Source organism: Rhodococcus sp. WS1 (genome assembly GCF_003797745.1).
Taxonomy (GTDB): domain Bacteria; phylum Actinomycetota; class Actinomycetes; order Mycobacteriales; family Mycobacteriaceae; genus Rhodococcus_F; species Rhodococcus_F erythropolis.
In genome coordinates this window covers 155,942-182,786 of record NZ_RKLZ01000001.1, presented here as the reverse complement: position 1 = coordinate 182,786, position 26,845 = coordinate 155,942, and the positions used below count along the sequence as shown (strand labels likewise).

At 64.2% G+C, this 26,845-nt stretch carries 1 protein-coding gene; it reads right to left on the bottom strand.

Annotation, left to right across the window (positions count from 1 at the left end; translation table 11 throughout):
* Positions 1–65: 65 nt before the first annotated feature.
* Positions 66–26,642, bottom strand: coding sequence for a non-ribosomal peptide synthase/polyketide synthase (locus tag EEB12_RS00745; RefSeq protein ID WP_141487261.1), 26,577 nt, complete (start codon positions 26,640–26,642; stop codon positions 66–68).
* Between the last annotated feature and the right edge of the window lie 203 nt (positions 26,643–26,845).

Genomic DNA, 26,845 nt, shown 5'->3' with positions numbered 1-26,845 from the left:
CTCGTCCGGACCCACCCGGGGTCCATCACCCTGTGTGTTTCACTCATACCCATGTCGAACCTGGTTCAGACACCCCACTGAGCGATAACTTCCCGCAATCGTACAGCTATGGTTGCCGCCGGACCCGGTTCGATCATCTGGTTGTGTTCACAATCGACTTCGGTGACTCGAATGTCGCCTTGCACAAACCTTCGCCATTCGGCCACGTCGTGTCCGTTCTCCGTAGATCTTCCGGCTACGAAGAACTCGATGGCTCCAAGGTGGACAGGCGGTTGGTGCCGATTCGTCAATTCGACGGAGTGGGAGTAACCGCGACTGATCCGCGCTAGATGCTCCGCTTCGATTCCGATTCCGGCGCCCAGAGTCTGCTCCAGCAATTCCGCCGCTTCTTCGAAGGTTTCGACGGTCTCGGATCCCGCCGGCATCGCGAGCCCGGCCAGTAGTTCGGAGACCGAGAGTTCCGCGGGCTGATCGGAATCCGACGACGGATAGCTGTCGAGGATCGACAACGTCACGTCACGTCCGCTCCGAGTGAGACTGTGCGCCACGGCGTGTGCGATGACGCCGCCGAGCGACCAGCCGGCCAGATGGATCGGGCCGGTCGATGCCACGGCTGCAATGCGATTCGCGTAGTCGTCGGCGAGTTCGGTCAGCGAGTCGAAGCTGGGTCCTCCGCTCAGGGACGGTAGCTGAAGACCGTATACGGGTTGATCCAGCTCGAGGTGCTTGACGAATTCTGCATAACCCCAGGACAATCCGATACCCGGATGGACGAAGAACAGTGGTGCTCGATCGGATCCGGCGCGCAGCGTGATCATCGGGGCGAGCAGATCCGAAGAATCGTCCGGCGAGTGTGCGTCCATTCCGTCGGCCGCACGGGCGACACCGGCCGGTGTCGGATCCAGGAAAAGCGACTGCAACGGCACTCGCATCCCGAGGCGCTTCTCGAGTTCGATGGTTATTCGAGTGGCGACGATCGACGTTCCTCCCAGTTCGAAGAAGTCGTCGTCGACACCGATGTGCTCGTGACCGAGCACTGCCTCGAAGATGTCGACGACCGTTCGTTCGGTGTCATTGGTCGGCGGCGCGTACGGGACTGTACGACGCTCGAAGCTCGGCGTCGGCAGTGCTTTACGGTCCAGCTTGCCGACCGGTGTCACCGGAATTCGGTCGACGACGACAATCGCGCCGGGAACCATGTGCGCAGGCAGGCGAGAAGACAGGTGGCGGCGAAGCTCCCAGTCGTCGACGGTCTGTCCTTCCACAGGCTGGATGTAGGAGGCGATCATCGTCTCCCCCGACGGTGCTTCGTGCCCAAGTGTTGCGGCGAAGTAGACGGATGGGTGTGCCATCAGGACTGAGTCGATTTCGCCCAGCTCGATGCGGAATCCGCGGACCTTGATCTGGAAGTCGCTGCGGCCGAGGTATTCGAGGGTGCTGTCGGAGCGCCAGCGCACCAGGTCGCCTGTGCGGTACATCCGCTGGCCTGGTTCGCCGAACGGATCGGCGACAAATCGGTCGGCGGTGAGGTCGGGACGATTGTGGTACCCGCGGGCGAGTCCGGGGCCGGTCACGTACAGCTCCCCGATGACTCCCACTGGCACGGGCTTGAGGTGCCCGTCGAGGACCAGGCCGGCAAAGCCGATGGCCGGTCGGCCGATGTTGATGTCCTTGCCCGGCCGCATGGGTTCACTGACGCTGGCCTGGATGGTGGATTCGGTAGGTCCGTATCCGTTGAACATGCGGCGGTCTCGGCCCCAGATGTCCACGAGTTCGGGTGGGCAGGCTTCGCCACCGACTGCGAGCACGCGGAGTTCTGGCAGCGCGGAGCTTTCGATGGAGCTGAGCGCGGTCGGCGTGATGAACGCGTGTGAGACGTGTTCGTCGGCAAAGATTTCGGCCAGTTCGGATCCGCCGAAGACCGTGGGTGGGATGACGACCAGGCAGGCTCCGCTGCCGAACGCCATCATGAGTTCGAAGACCGAGGCGTCGAAGCTCGGTGATGCCAAGTGAGAGATACGCGAATAGGGCTGGACGTTGAATCTCTGATGTTCCTCCGCGTTGAGGTTGGACAAACCGAGGTGGGTGACGATGACGCCCTTCGGCTTCCCGGTTGAACCCGAGGTGTAGATCAGGTACGCGGGATGCCCGTGATGCAAGGGGATCGTGCGGTCGAGGTCGGTGATCGCGGCGGCGCTCTGGCCGTCGATCTCGTCGACGGTCTGCGCTTCATCGAGGACCATCCACTCGACCGTGTCGGGAAGTTGACTGCGGTGAGCGTCGTCGGTGATGCCGAGTACGGCCCGCGAATCGTCGAGCATGTGGTTGATGCGATCGTCTGGATAGTTCGGGTCGACCGGCAAGAATGCTGCTCCGGTTTTCGTGACCGCCCAGATGGCGACGATCTCCGCCGTGGACCGCGGCAGACCCAGCGCCACAAAATCTTCGGGTCCGACACCGCGCCGGCACAACGCTCGAGCCAGCTTCGTCGATTCCTCGTCGAGCTCGCGGTAGGTCATCGACCCCTCGCGACTCGAGAGAGCTGGAGCATCCGGGTTCGAGGCGACTGCCTCGGCGAGGATCTCCGGCCACACCTGTACGCGAGTCGCTGCTGCACCGGATGCCGGCACCAGGGCTGCTGTTTCGTCGGCGGCGAGGATGCCGATGTCGGCGATACGTGTTGCGGGTTCGCGTCCGACAGTGTCGAGGATCAGACGCAGGCGGTCGGCAAAGCGCCGAATGGTGGCGGGTTCGAAGAGATCGGTTGCGAAGTCGAAGGCAGCGGACATCCCGGCCGGGGCGCCGGACTCGTCGAACTTCTCGTCGACGATCAGTTCGAGATCTTCCTTCGCGTATTCGGTTTCCACGGTGAGGCCTTCGATATCGAGGCCGGGCAAGTGGAAATGCGCTGGTTCGTTGTTCTGAAGTTCGAGGGCGACCTGGAACAACGGTGAGTACGACGTGGATCTGGTCGGATTAATGACGTCGACGAGCCGTTCGAATGGCAGATCCGAGTTCTGGAATGCGGCCAGATCGATTTCCCGGATGTGTTCCACCAGTTCGGCAAACGTGATGTCGGGGTCGACGCCTGTGCGCAGGACCAGCGTGTTGACGAACATTCCGACGAGGTGGTCGAGCGCTGCCTGACCGCGGCCGGCGATCGGTGTGCCGATGGTGACCTCTTCGGCGCCGGACAGTTTCGACATCAGCACGGCCAGTGCGCCGTGCAGAGCCATGAACATCGTGACACCGTTTGCCCTGGTGAGGTCCGCGAGGGCGCGGTGGGTGTTGGCGTCGATGTCGAAGGTGAATCGGTCACCGTGGAAGGTCTGTTGTACGGGCCGCGGGTGGTCGGTGGGCAGTGCGATGACGTCGTCGAGGCCGGCGAGTTGCTCACTCCAGTAGCGCAATTGGCGACTGATGACGGATTCCGGATCGTCTTCCGATCCGAGGACGCGGTGCTGCCACAACGTGAAGTCCGCGTACTGCACTTCGAGTGGCGCCCAGGTGGGTTCGGTTCCTGCCGTGCGCGCCAGGTAGGCCGTCATCACGTCGCGTGCGAGCGGCGCCATCGACGAACCGTCGGCGCAGATGTGATGGACCACGACAAACAGAATGTGAACGGGTTCATCGGTGTCGAGGCGGAAGAGCGCGACGCGCAGCGGCAGGTCCACCGACACGTCGAAACCGGTCGTGGCGAGTCGTTGCATGCGCTCTGCGAGTTCGTGCTCTCCCAACGTCATTTCACGGACCGGCGGTACGGCCTCGTCGGCGGTGAGCACTTTCTGAATCGGATCGCCGCCGACGGCGGGGAACACCGTCCGCAGGGTTTCGTGCCGCTCGACGACGTCGGCGATCGCCTGTTGCATGGCGGTGACGTCGAGGTCACCGGTGAGGCGAACAGCTAGTGGGATGTTGTACGCGGCTGAGCGTGTGTCGAACTGGTTCAGGAACCACATGCGCTTCTGCGCCAACGAGAGCGGGACGTTACCGTCGCGCTCCATGGGAGTGAGCGGCACAGTGCCGACGGCAGTGACAGCGTCGGAAAGCCGTTCGGCGAGCTGAGCTGTCGTCGGTGCCTCGAAGAGCACTCGCACCCCGACGTCGATGTTCAGTGCGGAGTTGAGCCGCGAGACCACACGAGTGGCGATCAGCGAGTTGCCGCCGAGTTCGAAGAAGTTGTCGTCGACGCCTACCTGCTCGACGCCGAGTACATCGATGAAGGCGTCGGCGATCCGACGCTCGAGGCTGGTGCCGGGAGCCCGGAATTCCACGCCGGTTCCGGTGAACTCCGGGGTCGGCAACGCTTTTCGATCGAGCTTGCCGACCGCGGTGCGCGGTAGCTCGTCGACGATCATGATACTGGCCGGAACCATGTGCGAGGGAACACGTCCGGCGAGGTGCGCGGTGATCTCTGCGCCGGTCAGCGTCGACCCTTCCTCGACGGTGAGGTAAGACGCGAGAACGGTTGCGCCGGCCGGTCCGTCGACGCCGAGTGTCACGCAGTTCGTGACACTTGCCATTGCAGTGATCTGGGCGTCCACCTCACCGAGTTCGATACGGAATCCGCGAATCTTGACCTGGAAGTCGCTGCGGCCGACGTACTCGATGGTGTGATCGCTTCGCCAGGAGGCGATGTCACCGGTGCGGTACATCCGGTCGCCTGGCTTGCCGAAGGGGTCGGCGACAAATCGCTCGCTGGTCAAGCCCGGACGCCGGTGGTATCCGCGAGCCAGGCCGATGCCGGCGATGTACAGCTCACCGGGAGCTCCGACGGGCACCGGTTGCAGCCGCGAATCGAGGATCATTTCGTGCACACCGCGGATCGGGCCACCGATCGTGATGGGTGCACCCACTGTCATGGGTTCGCTGATGTCTGCCATGACGGTTGTCTCGGTGGGGCCGTAGGCGTTGACGAATTCCCGCCCGGGTGCCCACAGACCGACGAGGTGCGGTGGCAGAGCCTCTCCCCCGACGACGACGTGCCGGAATTCGTCCAGGCCGGCCGGATCGACGGTGGCGAGTGCCGCCGTGGTGACGAACGCGTGAGTGACGTGTTCGCGGCGGATCAGACTTGCCAGTTCGGCGCCGCCGTAGATGTCGGTCGGGACGATCACCATGGTTGCTCCGACACCGAATGCCTGCAGGTACTCGAAGATGGCTCCGTCGAAGCTGGGGGTGGCGAAGTGCAGGGTCCGAGAGTGGTGATCGGCGTGGAATCGACGTTGCTGATCGAGCGCGAAGCTGTCGAGTCCGGTGTGGGTGACGACAACTCCCTTGGGTCGGCCGGTGGATCCCGAGGTGTAGACCACGTAGGCGGCGTTGTCCATGACCACCGGTGCAAGCCGTTCGTCCTGGGCGATCGGCAGCGTGCAGCTTGTGGCGACGTCGTCGTCGAATGCTTCCTCTCCGAGCACCAACCAGGACACGATGGGTGGCAATGTGTCGATGGCGTCGACGACGGTCAACCCGAACAACACCTCGGAGTCGCTGAGCATGTGTTCGATTCGGTCGGCCGGATAGGTGGGGTCGACGGGGACGAACGCTGCGCCGGTCTTGGCCACTGCCCACACCGCGAGTACTGATTCGACGGATCTTTCGATGCCGATGGCCACCGACGTCTCGGGCCCGGCGCCGCGGCGGATCATGGCTCTGGCCAACTGGTTCGAGCGTCGGTCCAGTTCGATGTAGGTCATGGAACGGCTGCCGGCCGAGAGCGCGATGCGGTCGGGATATGTGGCGGAGACGTCGGCGAGTATTTCCGGGAGCGTACGAGCGGAGCGACCCGGGGATCCGAAGACCGGCGCAAGATCACGGCTCTCGAACTCCGTGAGAACCTGCAGGCGGGCCAGCGGCTGATCCGGCGCCGACGCCAGCTGCTCGAGGACGATGCCCACGCGCTCGGTGATCTTCGCGACTTCGCGGGCGGAGAAGTGCGTCGGCAAGTATTCCATCTTCAGGTTCAGCGTGTCACTTTCCGACGCGACAACGGCAATCGGATAGTGCGCCGAGTCGCGTCCGTCGATGCCGAGGACGTGCATTCCCGCGATGTCGGTTTCGGCGGTCAGGGCTGCCTCGTCGACGGGATACGACTCGAATACCGTCAGGGTGTCGAATGAACCGGCGGCGCCCACTGCTCCCGCGATGTCCGACAGTCCGATGTGGTGGTGGTCGAGTAGTGACGCTTGCTCGGATTGGACGCGAATGGCCAGTTCCGCGAGGGTTTCTCGGGCGTCGAGGCGGATTCGGACGGGCACTGTGTTGATGAACAGGCCGACAATCGATTCCACACCGGACACCTGTGGTGGGCGTCCGGAAACGGTTCCACCGAATACGACGTCGTCGCGGCCGAGGAGTTCGGCGAGCACGATTCCCCAGGCCACTTGGACCAGGGTTGCCATGGTCAATCCGCGGCTTCGCGCGAACGCCCGAAGGGTCTCGGCTCGTTCGGTCGGCAGCGAGTACGAGTGAATGTCACTGGCAACGGTTTCGGCGGCGGTGCTCGCTTGCGAGAGTTGGGTGGATGAGTCCACTCCTCGTAGCGCTTCCTGCCAGGCTCGCAGAGAAGAGTCGGGGTGCTGCTTCGAGATCCAGGTGAGGTAGTCGCGATACGACTGAACTCTGGGCAGAATCTCGGGGTCGCCGTCGGTTGCGTAGAGAGTGAGCAGGTCTCGAAGTAACAGAGGGGTTGACCAGCCGTCGAGCAGGATGTGGTGGTTCGTCACGACGAAGCGTGCTGTGTCCGGTCCGAATCGTACGAGCATGAACCGGATCAGGGGTGCTGTTTCCATGTCGAAACGCTGAGCGCGATCACGCTCGAGCAGCTGAGCGAACGCGACTTCACTGTCCTCGGTCCCGGACAGGTCGATCTCGGCCCAGCCGATCTCGACACCGGAACGGATTACCTGCAGCGCCCGCCCTCCCGGCGCGGAGACAAATCCCGCGCGCAAGCTCGGATGACGATCAACCAAGGCCTGCGCGGCGCGACGCAGGCGCGGCGCCTCCACCCGACCCCCGAGTTCGAGGGTCAGTTGCACCATGTACGGATCGATTTCCGCTTCGTCGAACTGGGCGTGGAAGAGCATGCCCGACTGCAGCGGTGACAGTGACCAGATATCGGTCAGGTCGGGGAACCTACGCTCGAGCTGTTCGATGCTCTGCTGATCCGCGGTGACGAGATCGAGATCGGTGGGCGTGAGCTCGCGTTCGGAGTGTTCGTCCACGTATTCACTCAACGAGCCGAGTGCTCGGGACCAGAGCTCCGCCAGTTCCGTGACTTCGGCCTCGCTGAGAATGCCGCGGGGGAAAGACCACGTAGCGCGCAGAATCGGACCGTGCGCGGTGTCGGTGGTGACGGCATTGATGTCGAGCACCGACGCGGCGGCAAGATCTCCGCTGTGCGCTTCGTCGAGCGTCACTTCCGAGATCGGCAGCCACGGCACCTCGCCGTGCTCGGGATCCGAGCCGGCAAAACGTCCGAGGTAGTTGAACGAGATCTCAGGTGTGGGCAACTCCTGTAGTTCTTCGTTCCGGTCGAGGTACTTGAGCATCCCGAACCCGATGCCGTTGTCCGGCAGACCGAGCAGCGTTTCCTTGACGACTTTCACAGCGGAGGCCGCGGTTGATCCCCCGGACAGTGCATCGACGACATTGAGTCCGGTGAGATCGATCCGGACGGGGAACAAGGTGGTGAACCAACCGACTGTGCGCGAGAGGTCTGCGCCAGGCGCTGCGTTCTCCTCGCGCCCGTGTCCCTCGAGATTGACGAGCACTTCCCCGCTGCGCTGTCCGCGCGATCGACGCCAGGCGGTGACGGCGATCGCGAGAGCAGCAAGCAGCCCGTCGTTCACCGAGCCTCCGAAATGTCGTGGCACCGCCGAGATGATGTTCTCGGTCACCGAGGTCGGTACGTCGACGCTGACGCGGTCGACGGTGGCTCCGACGTCGACCGCGGGGTCGAGCCTGCGCGTTCCGAGCATTGGTTCGTCGGTCCGCATCCTCGACCACAGGTCGATCTCGTCGCGTCGATCTGCGGCGGTCTCGGCGAGCGCTGTCGCCCAGCGACGTATCGACGTTCCGCCGGGCGGAAGAATCGGTGTTTCGCCGTCGAACGCCGACGCATATGCCGTGACCAGGCCGGGGACGAGCATTCGCCAGGACACACCGTCTACCGCGAGGTGATGAAGGACCAGGAGCAACCGTCCCGCCTCAGGCCGGTTGCCGTTCGCGCTAACCGGATCCAACCAGACTGCGCTGATCATCTTGCCGTGCTCGGGATCGAGTCGGCTGGATGCGTCCTGCATCGCGGCTTCTGCCGCGCGCAGGAATTCTTCGCCGCCGGTGGACACGATGGGGGTTCGGTGCAAGATGTCGGAGGCTGCGACGGTGCCGGGTTCGCTGATCTCGAGTTGGTGAGTCGCGGCCTCCAGACGTGCCCGCAGTACGTCGTGGCGGTCGAGGATCGTTTGTAGTGCGCGCTCCAGCGCGGGGCCGGACACATCCGCGGGCAGTGCGATCAGCGCACTCTGGCTGTAACTGCGGATCGCGCTCAGGTCACCACGACTGCGTTCGACGAGCCACTCCATGATCGGTGTGAGCGGTAGCGGGCCGGCTCCCCCGCCGGGTAGCTCGGTGAGAACCGCTGCAGTTTCAGAAGATTCGATGAGGAGGACCTTGGTGAGGCCGGCCACGGTCTTCGCTTCGAAGACGTCCCGCGGAGTGAAGATGAGGCCTGCGGACTTCGCCCGTGAGACGAGTTGGATCGACATGATCGAATCGCCGCCGAGGCCGAAGAAGGAATCGTCCACTCCGATACCGCCCCGCCCCAGAACCTCTCCGAAGAGATCCGCGAGGACCGCTTCGGTGGCGGTGGCTGGTGCCCGCGTCGCCTCGGTTGTTCCCGTCACGGTGAAGTCCGGAGCCGGGAGGCTACGTCGGTCGAGCTTTCCGTTGACCGTCAGCGGAAGCGATTCGAGGACGACGATCGCGGTGGGCACCATGTACTCCGCGAGTTCGGCGGCGACGAAGTCGGTCACCGTCGCTGAATCGACGGTACTGCCTGTTTCGGCGACCACGTACCCGACGATCCGCGGTGACGCTCCCTCTGTGCGAACAAGTGCTACCGAGGCAGCGACGCCGGGGCAGCGGAGCATTGCGGCTTCGATCTCTCCGAGTTCGATGCGGAAACCACGCACCTTCACCTGGAAATCACTGCGGCCCACGTACTCCAACTGCCCCGCGTCGTTCCACCTCGCCAGGTCCCCGCTCCGATACATTCGATCCCCCGAACTACCGAATGGATCGGGAAGGAACCGCACCGAAGTCAATGCGGGTTTCCCGAGGTATCCCCGAGACACCTGGTCACCGGCGACGTACATTTCGCCGACAACACCTGGTGGCACCAGGTTCAGTCGCCGATCGAGTACGTAGACGGACAATCCTGGTACTGCTCGCCCGATGATGCTCGCCGACGCGTGCTCGCTGTCGTTGCGGTCGAGCGCGATTCGACTGACGTGCACTGTCGTCTCGGTGATCCCGTACATGTTGACCAGCGTCGGCGCCGTGTCGGCCCGCCGGTCGTACCACTTGCGCAATTGCCCGAGATCGAGCGCTTCTCCACCGAAGACGACGTAGCGCAGTGCAAGGTCGGGACCGGTGCCGTTCGGTGAGTACGCACGGTCGGCTTCGGCGAGTTGGTAGAAGGCGGTGGGTGTTTGGTTCAGCACCGTCACTCGCTCACGGCGGAGCAGTTCGTGGAACATGTCCGGCGATCTGGTCGTGTAGTAGTCGACGACGACCAACCGGCCACCGTGCAGCAGTGGCCCCCACAGCTCCCAGACGGAGAAGTCGAATGCGTACGAGTGGAACATCGTCCACACGTCCGTGTTGTCGAACCCGAATGTCGGGGAGGTGTTGTCCATCAGAGTCAGGACGTTTCGGTGGCTGACCTGGACTCCTTTGGGGCGCCCTGTGGATCCGGAGGTGTAGATGATGTACGCGATCGCGTCGGGCAGAAGTGGTGTCGTCCGGTCCGCGTCGGTGATGCGATGTGGCGCGGAGTGATCGAGGCGTACCGCGATCTCCGGCGATCCGAGTTCGACGATGTCGATGCCGGATTCGATGATCTCCGAAGGTAGGTCGCTTCGGAAGTCTCCGGTCGTGACCAGGCATACCGGCCGCGCGTCGTCGAAGAGGAATCGCATGCGCTCGGCCGGGTAGGTGATGTCGACCGGCAGGTATGCCGCCCCGGTTTTGATGACGGCGACGAGGGCGAGCACGAGATCGGTGGTTCTGGGCATCGCAACGGCAACCACGGATTCCGGACCGATACCGCGGCCGATCAGGAGCCGCGCCAGGCGGTTCGCGCGCCCGTCCAGTTCGGCGTACGTCATGGCGCCGTCGCTGTCGTTGACCGCGGTCGACGACGGATGTGCTGCAACAGCTTCGAAGAATCGGTCCGCGATGTTGTCGGCCGGAGCCGGTTCGGCGTGAGTGTTCCACTCGGTCAGCATCTGTCGACGCTCGCCGGCGCCCACGACGTCGATGTCACCGGTAGGAGTCGACGGCTCTCGGGAGACCGCCTCGAGGAGGGTGAGCAGCCTGCGTGAGAACGATTCGATCAATTTACCGTCGAACAGGTCTGTGGCGTAGATGAATTCGGCGTCGATTCCATCCGTTCCGCCATCCGCGTCGTAACGCTCGGTGACCGAGAGTTGCAGATCGAACTTGGCGACGGGTAGGTCGAACTCCACTCCCGAGACCGACAGCCCTGGCAGTTCGAGTTGCGGTAGCGCATTGTTACGGAACTCGATGAGGACCTGGAACAACGGAGTGTGCGACGTCGAGCGTTCCGGGGCGAGTGCGTCGACCAACCTTTCGAAGGGCAAGTCGGTGTGTTGGAACGCGCCGAGGTCGCCTTCGCGAACCTGGGCGAGTACGTCCTCGAACGACGCGTCGGGCGTGATCTGTGTCCGCAGCACAAGAGTGTTGACGAACATTCCGACCAGGTGATCGAGTTCGGCCTCGCCGCGCCCGGCGACAGGTGTACCGATGGCGATGTCCTCGGTACCGGCCAGGCGTGCCGCAAGTACCGCCAGTGCTGCGTGCATGACCATGAACATGGTGCTGCCGTGCTCGCGGGCCAGATCGGTCAGCGCCCGATGGGACTGCGGCGATACCGCGAACCGGTGAACAGAGCCGACCATGGACGGCTTTGCCGGACGTGGGAACGACGTCGGCAGGGCGATCGGCTCGCCCAGTCCCGCGAGTCGGTCCTTCCAGTAATCGAGCTGACGGGTCAGAGCCGAGTCCGGATCTTCCTCGGAGCCGAGCACTTCGTGCTGCCACACAGCGAAGTCGCCGTACTGCACGGCCAGTTCCGACCAGCTCGGCGCACTGCCGGCGCTGCGGGCCGCATAGGCCGCTGCCACGTCCGCTGCCAGGGGGTTCATCGAGAACCCGTCGGCGACGATGTGGTGGACGACGATCACGAGTACGTGCCTGCGCTCGTCCCCGTCGACGCGCAGGACCGCGCAGCGGATCGGAACTTCGGCCGAGGCGTCGAAGCCTGCCGAGGCCAGCTCGAGGATTCGATCGGACACTCTGGCAGCAGTGACGATTTCCGGCTCCAGGATCGGCATGACCTCGACGCTGGACATCACCTGCTGCACCGGCTGTCCGTCGATCGAGGGGAACTTCGTCCGCAAGCTCTCGTGGCGACCCAATACGTCCGCTACCGCGGCCTGCAATGCGGCGAAGTCCAGATCGCCGTCGAGGCGCACTGCCAGGGGAACGTTGTAGGCCGGCGAGGTCACGTCGAACTGGTTGAGGAACCACATCCGCTTCTGTGCCAATGACACGGGCAGTGGATCCGGGCGAGATCGCCGAGTCAACGGTGGTCTGGGGTTCTCGCCGCGGCCGACACTCTCCGCCAGACGAGACAGCTGCCGAACTGTCGGAGACTCGAACAATCCTCGAACGCCGATGTCGGTGCCGAGAAGTGCGTTGACGCGGGCGATGACGCGGGTCGCGGTCAGTGAGTTTCCGCCGATGTCGAAGAAGTGAGTGTCGATACCGATCGGGGACACTCCGAGCACGTCCTCGAAAACGCCCACCACCAGCCGTTCGAGCTCGGTCGCCGGTGCAGCGAGTGTTTCGGGATCGGTGTCGAAGCGAGGCGTCGGAAGAGCAGCCCGATCGACCTTGCCGACGCCGGTCAGTGGTAGCTCGTCGAGCACGACGACGCTCGCTGGCACCATGTGTGCCGGCAGTAGCTCCCGTGCCGCCGCCCGGATGTCCTCGGCGCTCACCGGGCGTTCGTCGTCGCAGACGACATATGTCGCCAAGGCCTGCTCGTCGGAGGGTCCGCGCACCGCCAATGTGACCGCGTACTCCACACCGGGCAGCTGACCCAACGCCGTGTCGACCTCGCCGAGTTCGATACGGAACCCGCGGATCTTGACCTGGAAGTCGCTGCGTCCGAGGTACTCGATGGTGCGGTCACTGCGCCAGCGCACCACGTCTCCGGTGCGGTACATCCGCTCCCCCGGCTCGCCGTACGGGTTGGCGACAAATCGTTCGCTCGTCAGCGGTGAACGCCCGTGATAGCCGCGCGCGAGTCCAACTCCGGCGACATACAGTTCGCCCGGAACTCCGACGGACACCGGTTGAAGTCTGCGATCGAGGACGACCTCGCTGAAGCCGCGGTTCGGCGGCCCGAGATAGACCTTCTCACCGGCTGGGATGGGGTCACTGAGGTTGCAGGAGATGGTGGTTTCGGTGGGTCCGTAGACGTTGACGAACGATCTTCCCGGCGCCCAGGTGCGCACCAGGTCCGCCGAGGGCGCCTCGCCACCGACCGTGATGGTGGTCAGTTCGTCGAGTCCCTCGGGATCCACCGACGTCAGCGCTGCGGGCGTGATGAACGCGTGCGTGACATGTCCCTCTCGGAGAACGTCGGCCAGTTCGGCCCCTCCGTAGACGGTGGTGGGAGCTACGACCAGTTCGCCGCCGACGGCGAAGGCGAGCAGATACTCGAGAACGGAGGCGTCGAAACTCGGCGAGGCGAAATGCAGTGCGCGTGAATTCTCCGTGAGACCGTAGCGATGACGCTGTTCGTCGGCGAAGTTCTCGAGACCGGTGTGCGTGACGACGACACCCTTGGGCCGGCCGGTCGAGCCCGAGGTGTAGATGAGGTAGGCAGTGTTCTCCAGCCGCGGGGTTCCCCGGCGCTCGTCTTCGCGTAGCGGTGACGTGGACACTCCGGAGAGCCGAGTGGCGTTCTCCGGGTCGTCGAGTTCGAGCCACTTCGTTGCGCCACCGCCGGCCGGTGCGTGTGCAGCCGTGGTCATTCCGAGCGATGATGCCGAGTCCTCGAGCATGAACGAGATCCGGTCACTCGGGTAGCGAGAATCGATCGGCACGAAGGCGGCGCCGGTCTTGGTGATCGCCCAGACCGCTGCGACGGATTCGAAGGACCGTTCCACACAGATCGCCACCCGTGAGTCCGGGCCCGCGCCTTCCGAGATGAGCACGCGCGCCCACTGATTCGACGCCTCGTCCAGCTCTCGATAGGTCATCTTTCTGTCACCACAGGACAGTGCGACCCGTTCGGGGAATCTGCTCGCGGTGTCCGAAAAGATGCGATCGAGTGTCCTTACCGAGCGGCCTTGCCGGCCGCGCGCGGGAACCAATTGCTGCACTTGCGAATCCGGCATCAAACGCAGTTTCGCCAGCGGAAGATCCGGTTGTGCGGCGATCAGTTCGAGGGTGCGGAGCAGCCGGTCCGCGATCGCGTCGATGTCGTGATCGCCCAGGACTCCCGGGAAATACTCGAATTTGAGCCGCAGTCGCCCGTCTGCCGCAGAGGCAACGATCGCGAGTGGATAGTGCGCGGCATCCTCGGCGTCGTGGACGTCGAGAACGTGCATTCCGGCGATGTCGGTGCCCGAGGAGAGTCCACCGCGGTCGACGGGATACGACTCGAACACAGTCAGCGTGTCGAACGATGCAGCGGCCCCCACTGCCGAAGTGATGTGCGAAAGCCCCACATGATGGTGATCGGACAACCGCGCCTGTTCCGCTTGGACACGAACGCACAGCGCTGCCAGTGACTCTCGCGGGTCAAGGCGAACTCGGACGGGGACAGTGTTGATGAACAAACCCACCATCGACTCGACGCCGGACACCTGGGGTGGTCGGCCGGAGACGGTTCCACCGAAGACGACGTCGTCGCGGCCGAGGAGTTCGGCGAGCACGATTCCCCAGGCCACCTGGATCAAGGAGGCTGTCGTCAGGCCACGGGAGCGGACGAATCCACGCAGAAGTTCCGTCTCACGTTCTCCGAGGGCTGTGGTGGTCGAGCGTGAGGTGGCGCCGTCCTCGTCGACGGCGTGAGTTCCGGTGAGCAGCGTCGGGTCGCCGAGTCCGCGGAGTGCTTCGCCCCAGGCTTCGATCGACACGCTGTCGTCGCGAGTGCTGATCCAGCTCAGATAGTCCCGGTAGGGGTGCACGCGTGGGATGGCACTGTGATCACTGTCGGTGGCGTAGAGCGTCAGTAGGTCACGGACCAGCAGCGGCATCGACCATCCGTCGAGGAGGATGTGGTGGTTGGTCAGGATCAACCGATACGCGTCGTCTCCGGTTCGCAGAAGCAGGAACCGCAGCAGGGGCGGCGTGGCCATGTCGAAGCCTCGCACCCGATCCGCATGGAGGAGCTCGCGTATCTCGGTTGCCTGTTCGGTGGGGGCCAACGGAGAGATGTCGATCTCGGTCCACGGCACGTCCACGTCGGCGCTGATCACCTGCACCGATCGCCCACCGGTGTCGGTCGTGAACGCAGCTCGCAGGTTCTCATGACGGTCGAGCAACGCCTGTGCGGCGCGGTGCAACCTGGACGCGTCGACGCCGTCGAGTTCGAGTGCGAGTTGGACGGTGTACGCGTCGACTGTGTGTTCGGCGTAGCGGGCGTGGAAGAGCAGTCCGGATTGCAGCGGTGAAAGGGACCAGACGTCGGTCAGTGTCGGGAACTCGCGCTCGAGGTGGTCGATGGACTCCTGGTCCAGTTCGATCAGGTCGATGTCCGACGGTGTGAGTCCCCCGCGTTCGCTGTGTTCGGCGTAGGTGGCCAGAGCGCGCAACGACTGCACCCAGAGTTCGGCGATGGCGCGAGCATCGCGCTCTGCCAGCACGCCGGTGGGATAGGCGATAGTGGCACCGATGTGCGGTGCACCCGAGATTTCGGTGGTGACGACATTGACGTCCAGGACCGAACCCACGGGCATCTCGGACCGAGCTGCCGCTTCCAGATCGACGTCACGGGCCAGCGCCCAGTCCCCCAGCGACTCTCCTGCCTCGGTGCCGGAAAAACGACCGAGATAGTTGAAGGAGATCTGCGGTTGGCGGAGATCTTCCAGTTCCGCTCGGCCCACCTCGTCGAGATAACGCAGAACTCCGTACCCGATGCCGCTGTCCGGAACTCCCAACAGTTCTTCCTTGACCCGCTTGAGAACCACCGCTGCCTCGGGGCCGCTGCTCAACACGTTCGAGATGTCGATGTCGGCGAGGTCGATTCGCATCGGGAAGACACTGGTGAACCAGCCGACGGTGTGCAGGACGTCCGCACCGGGCACCACGTGAGCCTCGCGTCCGTGACCTTCCATCGAGACGAGCACGTTGTCGGTTCGTATGCCCTGTGCCTGCCTCCACTGCGTCAGTGCCAGCGCGAGAGCAGCAACGAGACCGTCGTTGACGGATCCACCGAAGAGCGCGGGAAGCGTGGTCAGGACTGTGTCGGACAGTTCGACGGGCACGTCGGCGACAACTCGGCCGACCGAATCGAACGTGTCGAGCCGCGGGTCCAGCGGCCGGGTTCCGATCAGGGGGTCGTCACCTTCGAGGATCGAACGCCACCGGGGCAATTCGACTCTTCGATCGGGCGCGATGTCACGGAGCGCATGCGACCAACGACGAACCGACGTGCCCGAATACGACGGCTCCGGCTCCTCGCCGGCGTCGATCCGGTGGAAAGCGGACGCAAATTCCGGTACGAGCACGCGCCAGGACACGCCGTCCACCGCGAGGTGGTGGATCACCAGGAGCAACCGGCCGGTGTTGCGTACGCCGGACAACCAGACGACCCGCACCATCTCGCCCCGGACGGGGTCGAGTTCTCGACGTGCATCACCCAGGGCAGCGACGATCGCCGCGTCGAACACTGCGGTGCCCGGCTCGGCCTCGACCTCGACTACCCGGCAGATGTCCTCGGCTGCAACAGATCCCGGATCGCCGACTATGAGCCCGCGCTCGCCGTCGAGTTCGAGGCGCGCGCGAAGGATGTCGTGACGATCGAGAACGACTTGAAGCGCTGCGGTCAACTGCTCCACACTGCGAAGCCCGTGCGGCGCATTGAGAAGGGTCGCTTGGGAGAACGAATCGAGCCCCTGGAGATCGGAGCCGAGCCGGTCGAGCCACCACTGTGCCACCGGCAACAACGGCACGTGGCCGACGCCGCCTCCGGGAAGTTCCTCGAGCACCTCGGGTTCGTCGTCCTTGGTCGATGCCAGCAAAACCGCAAGACCGGCGACCGATTTCACCTCGAAGACGTCACGCGGGGTGAACACGAGCCCGGCGTCGCGGGCACGGGCGACGAGCTGAATCGACATGATCGAATCGCCGCCCATCGAGAAGAACGAGTCGTCGACGCCCACCGATTCGACACCGAGGACATCGACGAACAAGGCGGCCAGCGTGCGCTCGGTATCGGATTCGGCAGCCCGCGAGCGCGCTTGGGTTGCTCGCAGGTCGGGAACCGGCAGGGCTCGGCGGTCGAGCTTTCCGTTGGCAGTCATCGGCAGTTCGTCGAGAACGACCACCGCCGCAGGAACCATGTACGGGGCCAGAGCCGAGCCCGCGAACGCGATGACGGCCTCGGGATCCACAGTCTGAGCATCGTTGGCGGGCACGACGTATCCGACGATTCGCGCGGCGCCTCCGTCACGTTCGAGCGTGGTCACCACGGAATGCGCGACCCCGGGATAGCGAGCCAGAACTGCTTCGATCTCGCCGAGTTCGATGCGGAACCCACGAATCTTGACCTGGAAATCACCTCGGCCCTGGTACTCGAGTTCGCCGTTCTTGTTCCACCTGGCGAGGTCGCCGGTGCGGTACATCCGTGTACCCGCACTGCCCGCAGGATTGGGCACGAAACGTTCGGCGGTGGTGCCGGCGCGGTTGCGGTAACCGCGGGCGAGTCCGTCGCCACTGACGTACAGCTCCCCCGTCACTCCGACCGGGACGCGGTGCAGGCGATTGTCGAGGACCCACGCAGTGATGCCCGTCGACGGGCGACCGATCGTCACTCGATCGGCCGGGGACATCGGCTCGGTGATGCTGGCGACGACCGTCGATTCGGTCGGTCCGTAGGCATTGATCATGATCCGGTGATCACTGACCCAGGCGGCGACGAGATCGGGCGGGCAGACGTCGCCACCGGTTCCGATGCAAACCAGCTCGTTCAGTTCGCTCGGATCGACCGTGGCCAGAGCGGCCGGGGTGATGAAGGCGTGCGTGACGTGCTGATCGGCGATCAGGCTCGTCAGTTCGGTTCCGCCGATGATGCTCGGTGGAGCGATGACCATCGTGGCCCCGGCACCAACAGCCATCAGGAGTTCGAGAATCGAGGCGTCGAAGCTCGGTGAGCTGAAATGCAGCGTGCGCGAAGTCGATTCCACCCCGAATCGAGTACGTTCCTGTTCGGCGAGTGCCGAAAGCCCACGGTGAGTGACCATGACACCTTTGGGGACGCCGGTGGAACCGGAGGTGTAGATGACATAGGCGGGATTGTCCAGAGACACCGTCCCCGCCAGTTCCGAGGCCTCCAGCCGCTGATCTCCGAACTGTTCGAGGGTTGCCAGTGTCTCGGCCTGATCGAGCAGAACTGCGTCTGCCTCGTCGGGGACGACACCCACATGCTCGGCGGTGGTGAGGACGACGCCCGCTCCCGAGTCGTTGATCATGTGATGTACGCGGTCGACGGGGTACGCCGGGTCGACGGGTACGAATGCGGCGCCGGTCCGAGCAACCGCCCAGATCGCGACCACGGATTCCAGTGAGCGTGGCAATGCCAGGGCGACAACGGATTCCGGACCTGCCCCGCGGCCGATCAACAGTCGTGCAAGCCGATTGGCCCGGCGGTCCAGATCGGAGTACGTCAGATGTCGGTCGCCGAAAATCAGTGCAGTTCTCTGCGGTTCGTCGACGTACTTCCGCTCGAGCAACGTCGAGAAGTGAACCTGGCCGGGAAGTTCCGGTGCAGACACGACGCTCATCGTGTCGGTGTCGACCACGAGATCGATGTCGCCGACCGGCGTGTGCGGTGATTCGGTCACCGCACCAAGGATCCGAACAAGATATCGAGCGAAGCCTTCGACCGTCGACTCGTCGAACAGGGCGCTCGCGTAGGTGAACCCGGCCTCGATTCCCGCCGGCCGGCCGTCGTCGTCGAATGTCTCGGCAAGCGTGAGTTGCAGATCGAAATTCGAAACGGCGGATTCGAGTTCGAGGACCTCGACCTCGAGGTCCGTCAGACGAACTGCTGGTCGACTGGTGTTCTTGAACTCCAGCATCACCTGGAACAACGGTGAATGCGAAGTCGACCGCTCCGGAGCGAGCGCATCGACGACGCGCTCGAAGGGGACGTCTGCGTGAGCGAAGGCGTCGAGGTCGGTGCTGCGAACTCTGGCCAACAGATCGGTGAACGAGGCTGCGGGGTCGACATCGGCGCGCAGCACCAACGTTCCGACGAACATACCGACCATCGGATCCAGGAGGGCATTTCCGCGTCCGGCGATCGGTGAGCCGATCGTGATGTCTTCCATGCCGGACAATCTGGCCACGAGCACCGCGTACGCGGCGTGTATCGCCATGAACATACTGCTTCGGTGTTCGATCGCGGTTTCGCTCAGACGACGATGGATGCCGGCATCGATGTCGAATCGAACGACGCCGCCCGAGAGATCCTGTACACGCGGCCGCGGGCGATCTGCGGGGAGCGCGAGAAGCTCGGGCACACTTGCCAGCTGACGTGTCCAGTACTCGAGCTGGCCGGCGAGGGTGCTCTCCGCTTCGTCGATCCGTCCGAGAGCCCTTTCCTGCCAGATCGCGAAGTCCGCGTACTGGACCGGGAGAGGAGACCAGTCGGGTGCCTCACCTCGATGCCGTGCCGAGTACGCGCTCATCACGTCGAACGCCAACGGTGCCATCGAGAATCCGTCGGCGCAGATGTGATGGACGACCACAGCCAGGACGTGATCTTCTGCGTCGACCTCGATCAGTTCCGCCCTGATCGGTGGAGCCTGCGTCACGTCGAAGCCCCTCGCGGTGACGCGTTCGATCTCCCCGAGTACCGCTTCGGTGCTCGCGCCGACAATCGGTAGCGACCCCAACGCTTCACCGGGTTCCACGATCACCTGCGCCGGCACTCCCTCGATCATGGGAAACAGCGTGCGCAGCGATTCGTGGCGATCGAGCACATCGGTGATCGCGCCTTCCAAGGCCGCAACGTCCAACCGGCCTCTCAGCCTGATCGCTATGGCCACGTTGTACGCCGCGGAGGTGACGTCGAATTGATTGACGAACCACATGCGCTTCTGCGCCAGCGACAGCGGAATCGACTGTGGCCGCGGCAACGCCTCGAGCGGAAGAACGGTTGCTCCCCCTCGCGCCGTTGCGCACTCGACCGCCAACTGCGCAACGGTCGGCGCGTCGAACAACTCTCTGATCGACAGGTTCAACGACAGTGAATCGTTCACGCGCGCCACGGCGCGGGCAGCGACGAGACTGTTTCCGCCGATCTCGAAGAAGTTGTCGTGAACACCGACGGCCCCGGATTCCAGCAGCTCCTCGAAGATCGCCGCCAACTGTGCTTCGAGCGGTGTTCGCGGCGCCAGATACGTCTGCGAGCTGTCGAAGCTGGGAGCGGGCAGAGCTTTCCGATCGAGCTTGCCGGTCGAGCCGAGCGGAAACACGTCGAGGGCGATGACCACTGCGGGAACCATGTAGGCGGGAAGGAGACCTCTCAACTCGGCGCGCAGGCCGTCCGTGTCGATCGAGGTGCCGGTCTCGGCGATGACGTAGCCGACCAAGCTGTCACCGACCACGTCGTCGTGATGGACGAGAGCAGCAGCTTGCGTGACACCGGGCAGCCTGAGCAACGCTGCTTCGACCTCGGCGAGCTCGATGCGCTGGCCGCGGATCTTGACCTGGAAATCGCGTCGACCGACGTAGTCGAGTAGCCCGTCGGCGCGCCACCGGACGACATCACCGGTTCGGTACATCCGGGTGCCAGCCGGGCTGTACGGATCGGCCACGAATCTGTCGGCGGTGAGATCGCTGCGCCCGAGGTATCCACGCGCCAGTTGCACTCCCGCCAGGTACAGCTCGCCGTGAACGCCGACCGGAACGGGATGCAGCCGCCCGTCGAGGACATAGAGCTGGGTGTTCCACACAGGAGCACCGATGGGAACGGTGACGGTCATGTCTGGGGTGAATTCGGCGGCGCTCACGTCGACGGCAGCCTCCGTGGGTCCGTACAGGTTGAACAATCCTGCAGAACTCAGACGGGTGAACGCCTCCGCGGTGGTGGGAGCGAGAGCTTCACCGCTGCAGAACACCTGACGCAGGCTTGCGCACTGCCCGGCAGTCGCGACCGCGACGAATTCCGCGAGCATCGACGGAACGAAGTGCGCCGTCGTGACGCCTTTTTCGGCCATCAACGCCGACAGGTACCCGGGATCACGGTGCCCCTCCGGTTCCGCGATCACCAACTGCGCACCAGTCTGCAGGGGCCAGAACAGTTCCCACACCGAGACGTCGAAGGTCACCGGAGTCTTGTGCAGCACCACGTCCGACGCGTGAAGTGGGTACGCGTCTTGCATCCACAGAAGGCGATTGACGATCGAACGGTGTGATACTGCAACGCCTTTCGGCCGACCGGTCGATCCGGACGTGAAGATCACGTATGCACCATTGTCCGGGAGGAGGGGTCGGATCCGATCAGCGTCGGTGATCGGCACCGTCGTGGACACGGGACGATCGAGATCGACGTCGACGATCGGGACTCGCGCGGGAAGTGCGCCGTGGTCCTGGGGCCGGCTCAGCACACAGATCGGTGCGGCGATGTCGAAGACGTACGCGATACGTTCGGCCGGATGGTCGGGGTCCACCGGGACATACGCCGCACCGGCACGGATCACGGCGTGGACCGCGACGAGTAGTTCGGGTGACCGGCGAATCGACACCGCGACGCGCATGTCCGGGCCGACACCGTGGGCGATGAGGGTTCTGGCAAGTTCACTGACCCTCGCGTCGAACTCCGCATACGTCAGTGTCCGCTCGCCGTAGATGAGCGCGGCCCCCTCGGGCGTCCGGGCTGCCTGCTCCGCCACCAGGTCGGAGAGGGTGGTGATCGGTACGGCGTGTTCGGTGGCATTCCAGCGCTCGAGGACCAGTTCCGCCTCGCCCACAGCTGTGAGATCGACGTCGCCGACGATTGATTCGGGGTCGGCCGCTACCGCGTCGAGGAGCATCGTGAAGCGATCAGCGAGGCCCGACATGGTGTCCGAGTCGAAAAGTTGGCTGGCATAGTTCAACTGGCCGTCGAGATGGTCGCCGCGGTCGGTGAGAATGACCTGAAGATCGAACTTCGCTGCACCCGTGGACAGTTCGTCAACAGTGACGTCGAGCTCGGGCAAGGTGACCTCGGCGGGAGCAGCGCCTTGCATCACCAACATGACCTGGAACAGCGGTGCCTGGCGCTCTGCGAGGGATTCGACGAGTACGTCGTACGGCACTTCGGTGTGCTGCAAGGCCGCCACGTCGACGTCCCGGACGCGGGTGAGAACTTCACCGAAGGTGAGTCCCCCGTCGAGAACCGTCCTCAGCACCACCGTGTTGACGAACATTCCGACGACGTCGTCGAGGGCGCGCTCGCTACGCCCGGCCACCGGGGTGCCGATCGTGATGTCGTTCGCTCCACATTCTCGACTGAGCAGGACGGCCAGCGCTGCGTGGATCACCATGAACACGCTGACGTCGCATCGCGCCGCGATCTCGCCGACCCGGCGGTACGTCGCGGAGTCGATCCGGAAATCGAGATCGCCACCGCGCAGCGAGACACCTGCAGGCCGCGGGTGATCCATCGGCAGTTCCGCGAGCTCACCGCGTTCGGCGAGCGTGTGCGACCAGAACCGCAACTGCTCGGCGAGAATCGAATCCGGGTCGGACGCTTCGCCGAGCGCTCCTCGTTGCCATTCGCTGAAATCGCCGTACTGCACTTCGAGCGGCAACCACGCCGGTACACGCCCGCTCGCCCTCGACGCGTAAGCGACCATCACGTCACGAGCCAGCGGCGCCATCGACAGGCCGTCCGCTGCAATGTGGTGAACGACGAGGACCAGCGTGTGCTCGCGTTCGTTCACCTCGAGCAGAGTGGCGCGGATCGGCACCGATTCGCTGACGTCGAATCCCGTTCGTGCCAGTTCGCTCGCCCGCGCTGCGGCCGCTGCGGCAGGCACCGTTTCCACCTCGAGATGATCGAACATCTCGTCCACACCGAGAACGTGCTGGACCGGACCACGGGCGCTCTCGGGGAAAACGGTCCGCAAGACCTCGTGCCGAACGATCACGTCCCGCAGTGCGGTGAACAGTGCGTCGACGTCGAGATCGCCGGTCATCGAAACCGCGATCGGAATGTTGTACGCCGGCGAACTCGGATCGAGTTGATTGGTCAGCCACATACGTTGCTGAGCCAGAGATACCGGTATCCGGTCAGGGCGATCGATACGCGTCAGTGCTGGGGCGCGCGTGTTCCGCGAGTCCGCGAGGTCTGCGCGAGCAGCCAGAGCGGAGACGGTCGGCGCCTCGAAGAGGTCGAGAACGCTCAGCGTCGTCCCGAGTGCTCCGTTGACCCTCGACACGACTCGGGTCGCGATCAGCGAGTCACCGCCGAGGTCGAAGAAACTGTCGTCTGCTCCCGCCCTGGTGATGCCGAGCAGATCGCAGAACACCGCAGAAATTCGCTTCTCGGTCGAGGTCTCGGGGGCACGGTATTCGGCCGTGCCGCCAGCCGAATCGATGTCCGGTAATGCTTTCCTGTCGATCTTTCCGGCGGGAGTCAGTGGAATGGAATCGAGTACGACGATCCGCGACGGAACCATGTGCGCCGCCAACGAGGATCCGGCGTGGGCGATCAATTCGGAGTTGTCGATGTGCGTGCCCTCAGCCGCCGTGACGTACGCCGCCAACAGTGTTTCCCCACTCGGGCCCGAAACTCCGGCGGTGACAGCCTGCGCGACGCTCGGATGGCGGCGCAGTACGTCGTCGATCTCGCCGAGTTCGACGCGGAAACCGCGGATCTTGATCTGGAAGTCGCTCCGTCCGAGGTACTCCAGCTCACCCGCGCCGTTCCACCGCGCGAGGTCACCCGTGCGGTACATGCGCTCTCCCGCAACGCCGTTGGGGTCGGCGACGAATCGTTCGGCCGTGATCGTGGCTCGCGCGTGGTATCCACGCGCCAAACCGATACCGCTCACATAGAGTTCGCCGGCGACACCGATCGGCACCGGTTGAAGCCGCGAATCCAGGAGGACGGCCGCGGCGCCGCGCATCGGCTTTCCGATCGTGACGGGAACATCGCTGCTCAGCGGTCCGGTCAGGGTGGCGACGACGGTGGTTTCGGTCGGTCCGTACGCGTTGAACATCGAGCGTCCGTGTGACCACTGATCTACCAGCGCGGGCGAGCAGGCGTCGCCGCCGGTCACGACCACTCGTAGATCCGGTAGGCCGGCGGGATCAACAGTTGCCAGCGCGGCCGGGGTGACGAAAGCGTGTGTCACCCGGCCGACGCGCATCACCTGGGCCAGTTCGTCGCCGCCGTACACGGTGGGCGGCGCTATCACCATCGTCGCCGCGCCGCCGAAGGCAAGGAGAAGTTCGAGTACCGAAGCGTCGAAGCTCGGCGACGAGAAATGCAGGGTGCGGTCGCCTGGTTCGACTCCGAACCTGATTCGTTCTTCGTCGGCGAAGCTGCTCAGCCCGCGGTGACTGACCACGACGCCTTTGGGGACGCCGGTAGATCCCGAGGTGTAGATCAGGTAAGCCGGGTCGTCGTAGCGAACGCGTGAGCGACGTTCGCCATCGTCGAGCGGTGCGTCCGAGCGGTACGCGTTCGGTTCGTCGGTGCTGAATTCGTCCAGAAGCAGCCAGTCCACCGAATCGGCGAGCCCGGCATGGTGCTCCCCCACGCTGATTCCGACAACAGCTCCCGAATCGGTGAGCATGTGCCGAATACGATCCTCGGGGTAGTGCGGATCGATCGGAAGGAAGGCGCCGCCGGTCTTGGCCACTGCCCACGTCGCGGTCACCGATTCGATCGACCTCGACAGTGCAAGGGCGACGTAGGTGCCTGGGCCGACTCCCCTGTTGATCAGTTCGCGGGCGAGTGTGTTCGACTCGGCGTCGAGTTCCCGGTAGCTCACCTCACGATCACCGAAAACGAGTGCTGGGGCATCGGGGTTCACAGCCGCGGCCCGCCGGAGGACATCGGGCAGGGTCAACGGCGCGGACGCGGTCGCTCCCTGTGCCGGCACCAGGGACTCACGCTCGAACTCGTCGAGAAGATCGAGATCTCCGACCTGCGTTCGCGGGGCTGCCGCTGCGCCCGCAAGGATCCGCACCAGTCGCGAGAGGAAGGCTCGGGCCGTGGATTCGGCGTAGTGCTGCGTGGAGTACGCCACCTCGAGGGCGCCGGTATCCGCGTGGACGTCGATCGCCACATCGAGGCCGGCAATCGTGGTCTCCTGCGAGCCGTCGTTGAGATGGACGTGCAACTCGGGCAGCTCGGGGATACCTGCCGCCGATCGAACCAACAACGTGTCGCGTTCTCGAGCAAGAAAACTCACGAACTCGTCGAACGGCGCCGCCGGATCGACCTCGCAGCGCAGCGGCGAAGTCCCCCACTCGGTCCTCGTTCCGATCAACACGTCATGGCGCTCGGTCGATCTCGACAACAATGCCGCAAATGCCGCGTGGACAACGGCAAAGAGTGAGACATCTTCCGTACGTGCAAGTTCGGCGACCGCGGGATCGAGCGGGAAGATGAGCCGATTCGTAGTGGTCGGCTCCGATTCTGCGTCGATTCGCTCGAGCCCCAGCGCCGAACCCTCGTCGGAGTCCCCCAGATATCCAGCCCAGAACCTTTCGTTTTCCCTCCGCTGCGCACTGCGTGCCCCGGCCTCGGCGCTTGCCGGATGAATCCGGTTCATCGGCGTACCGGCCGGTGCTGCTGTCAGTTCTGCGACCAACTCGGTGAACGCCCGATGGTGTTCAACCAGTTCGTCGTGACCGTAGCGATTGGGGTTGCCACGAAAGTCGATCAACGTCTGAGCTGGGTCGCCACTCTGGTACACGTTGACCAGGAGATCCTCGACGGGCCCCGACGTGACGATGTGAAACTCGCCGGTCAGTGATCCCAGTGTTATCTCCTGCCGGAAGAGCATCACATTCATCATCGGACCGGACAGTCGTGCATCGCCGACCGCCAAGCCCGCATCGCGCCTGATGTCTTCGAGACTGCATCGCTGATGACGAAGCGCGCCGAGGAGTTCGAGTTGGACCCGCCCGACCAGATCGTCGACGCTTTCGTCGGGGTCGACGTGGATGTGAAGGGGCGCGACGTTGACCAGCATTCCGCCGGAGCGTTGCAGCGGTGCCGTGGTCCTCGCCGAGACCGGCAGATTTATCAGAACGTCGTCGTAGCCGGTGTTGCGAGACAAATAGCACGCCAGTGCCGAAATCAGCACCGCCGCCGCAGTGGCACCGGAACGCGAATTCCACTCGTCCAAGGCAGCAAGGCTGTTCGCCGACATCGCGGCACTGACGAGTTCGCTACGCGCAGTCGGAGGTCCCTCACGCGTTGCCAACGTAGAACCGTGCTCGACGCCGGACACTCGCTGGGCCCAGTATTCGCGGTCGGCCTCGAACCGACTCGATTCGCGGTACTTCTGATCGAGTTCGGACAGCGTCGTGACGTCGAGCGCCTTGTTTACCGCAGGCTCCCGGCCCTCGACTGCTGCGGTGTAGATCGCGGCAATGCGATTCACTATCGTCATTCCGCTGTATCCGTCGAGAGCAACGTGGTGAATCCTGGTGTACCACAAGTAGTCTCGATCGCCAGTTTGGAGAATTGTCATCTCGACGAGACGATCACGCGTCAAGTCGAGCGTCGTCGCGTAATCGTTGTCCATCCACTCCGACGCAGCCTGCCGAGGGTTCTCACGCTCGCGGAAGTCGAAGTAGTCGATACCCGGATCGATCGTGAAGTCCACGATCTGGCACGGCTCACCATCGGGGTACATCAACCGCAGAAATGGCGACTCGAACTCGTGGGCGGCCTCCACTGCAGCGCGGCTGAGCAGTTGCATGTCCAGGTCGCCGTGGAACTCGATGTACTGCGCAATGAAATACGGCACCGTCGGGTGAAGTTGCTGCGCAAACCACATACTGCGCTGCACCGCTGACAGGGGAAACGCCCCTGCCGGCAGGCTTCGCGATCCGGTCAGCGGATCGATCCTCTTGTCGGTATCCATCACGACCACCCCCACACAGCGTTGTGACGATCAGCGCCGGGAACTGTGGCTCGGGGATTGAAGAGAAACATCGCACCGCCTCGATATCGAGTGGAAACCATGTGGCGATCCTGCGAGAGCGCAGCCGAAGATCATCGACCTCGACGAAGGGTCGCTTCGAAGTCCGAACCTCCCCGAAGGTCCGAACTCAGGATCAGAATTTG

Excerpts from the sequence above, each read along its gene's own strand:
- EEB12_RS00745 (WP_141487261.1), bottom strand. The coding sequence starts at position 26,642 with ATGGATACCGACAAGAGGATCGATCCGCTGACCGGATCGCGAAGCCTG.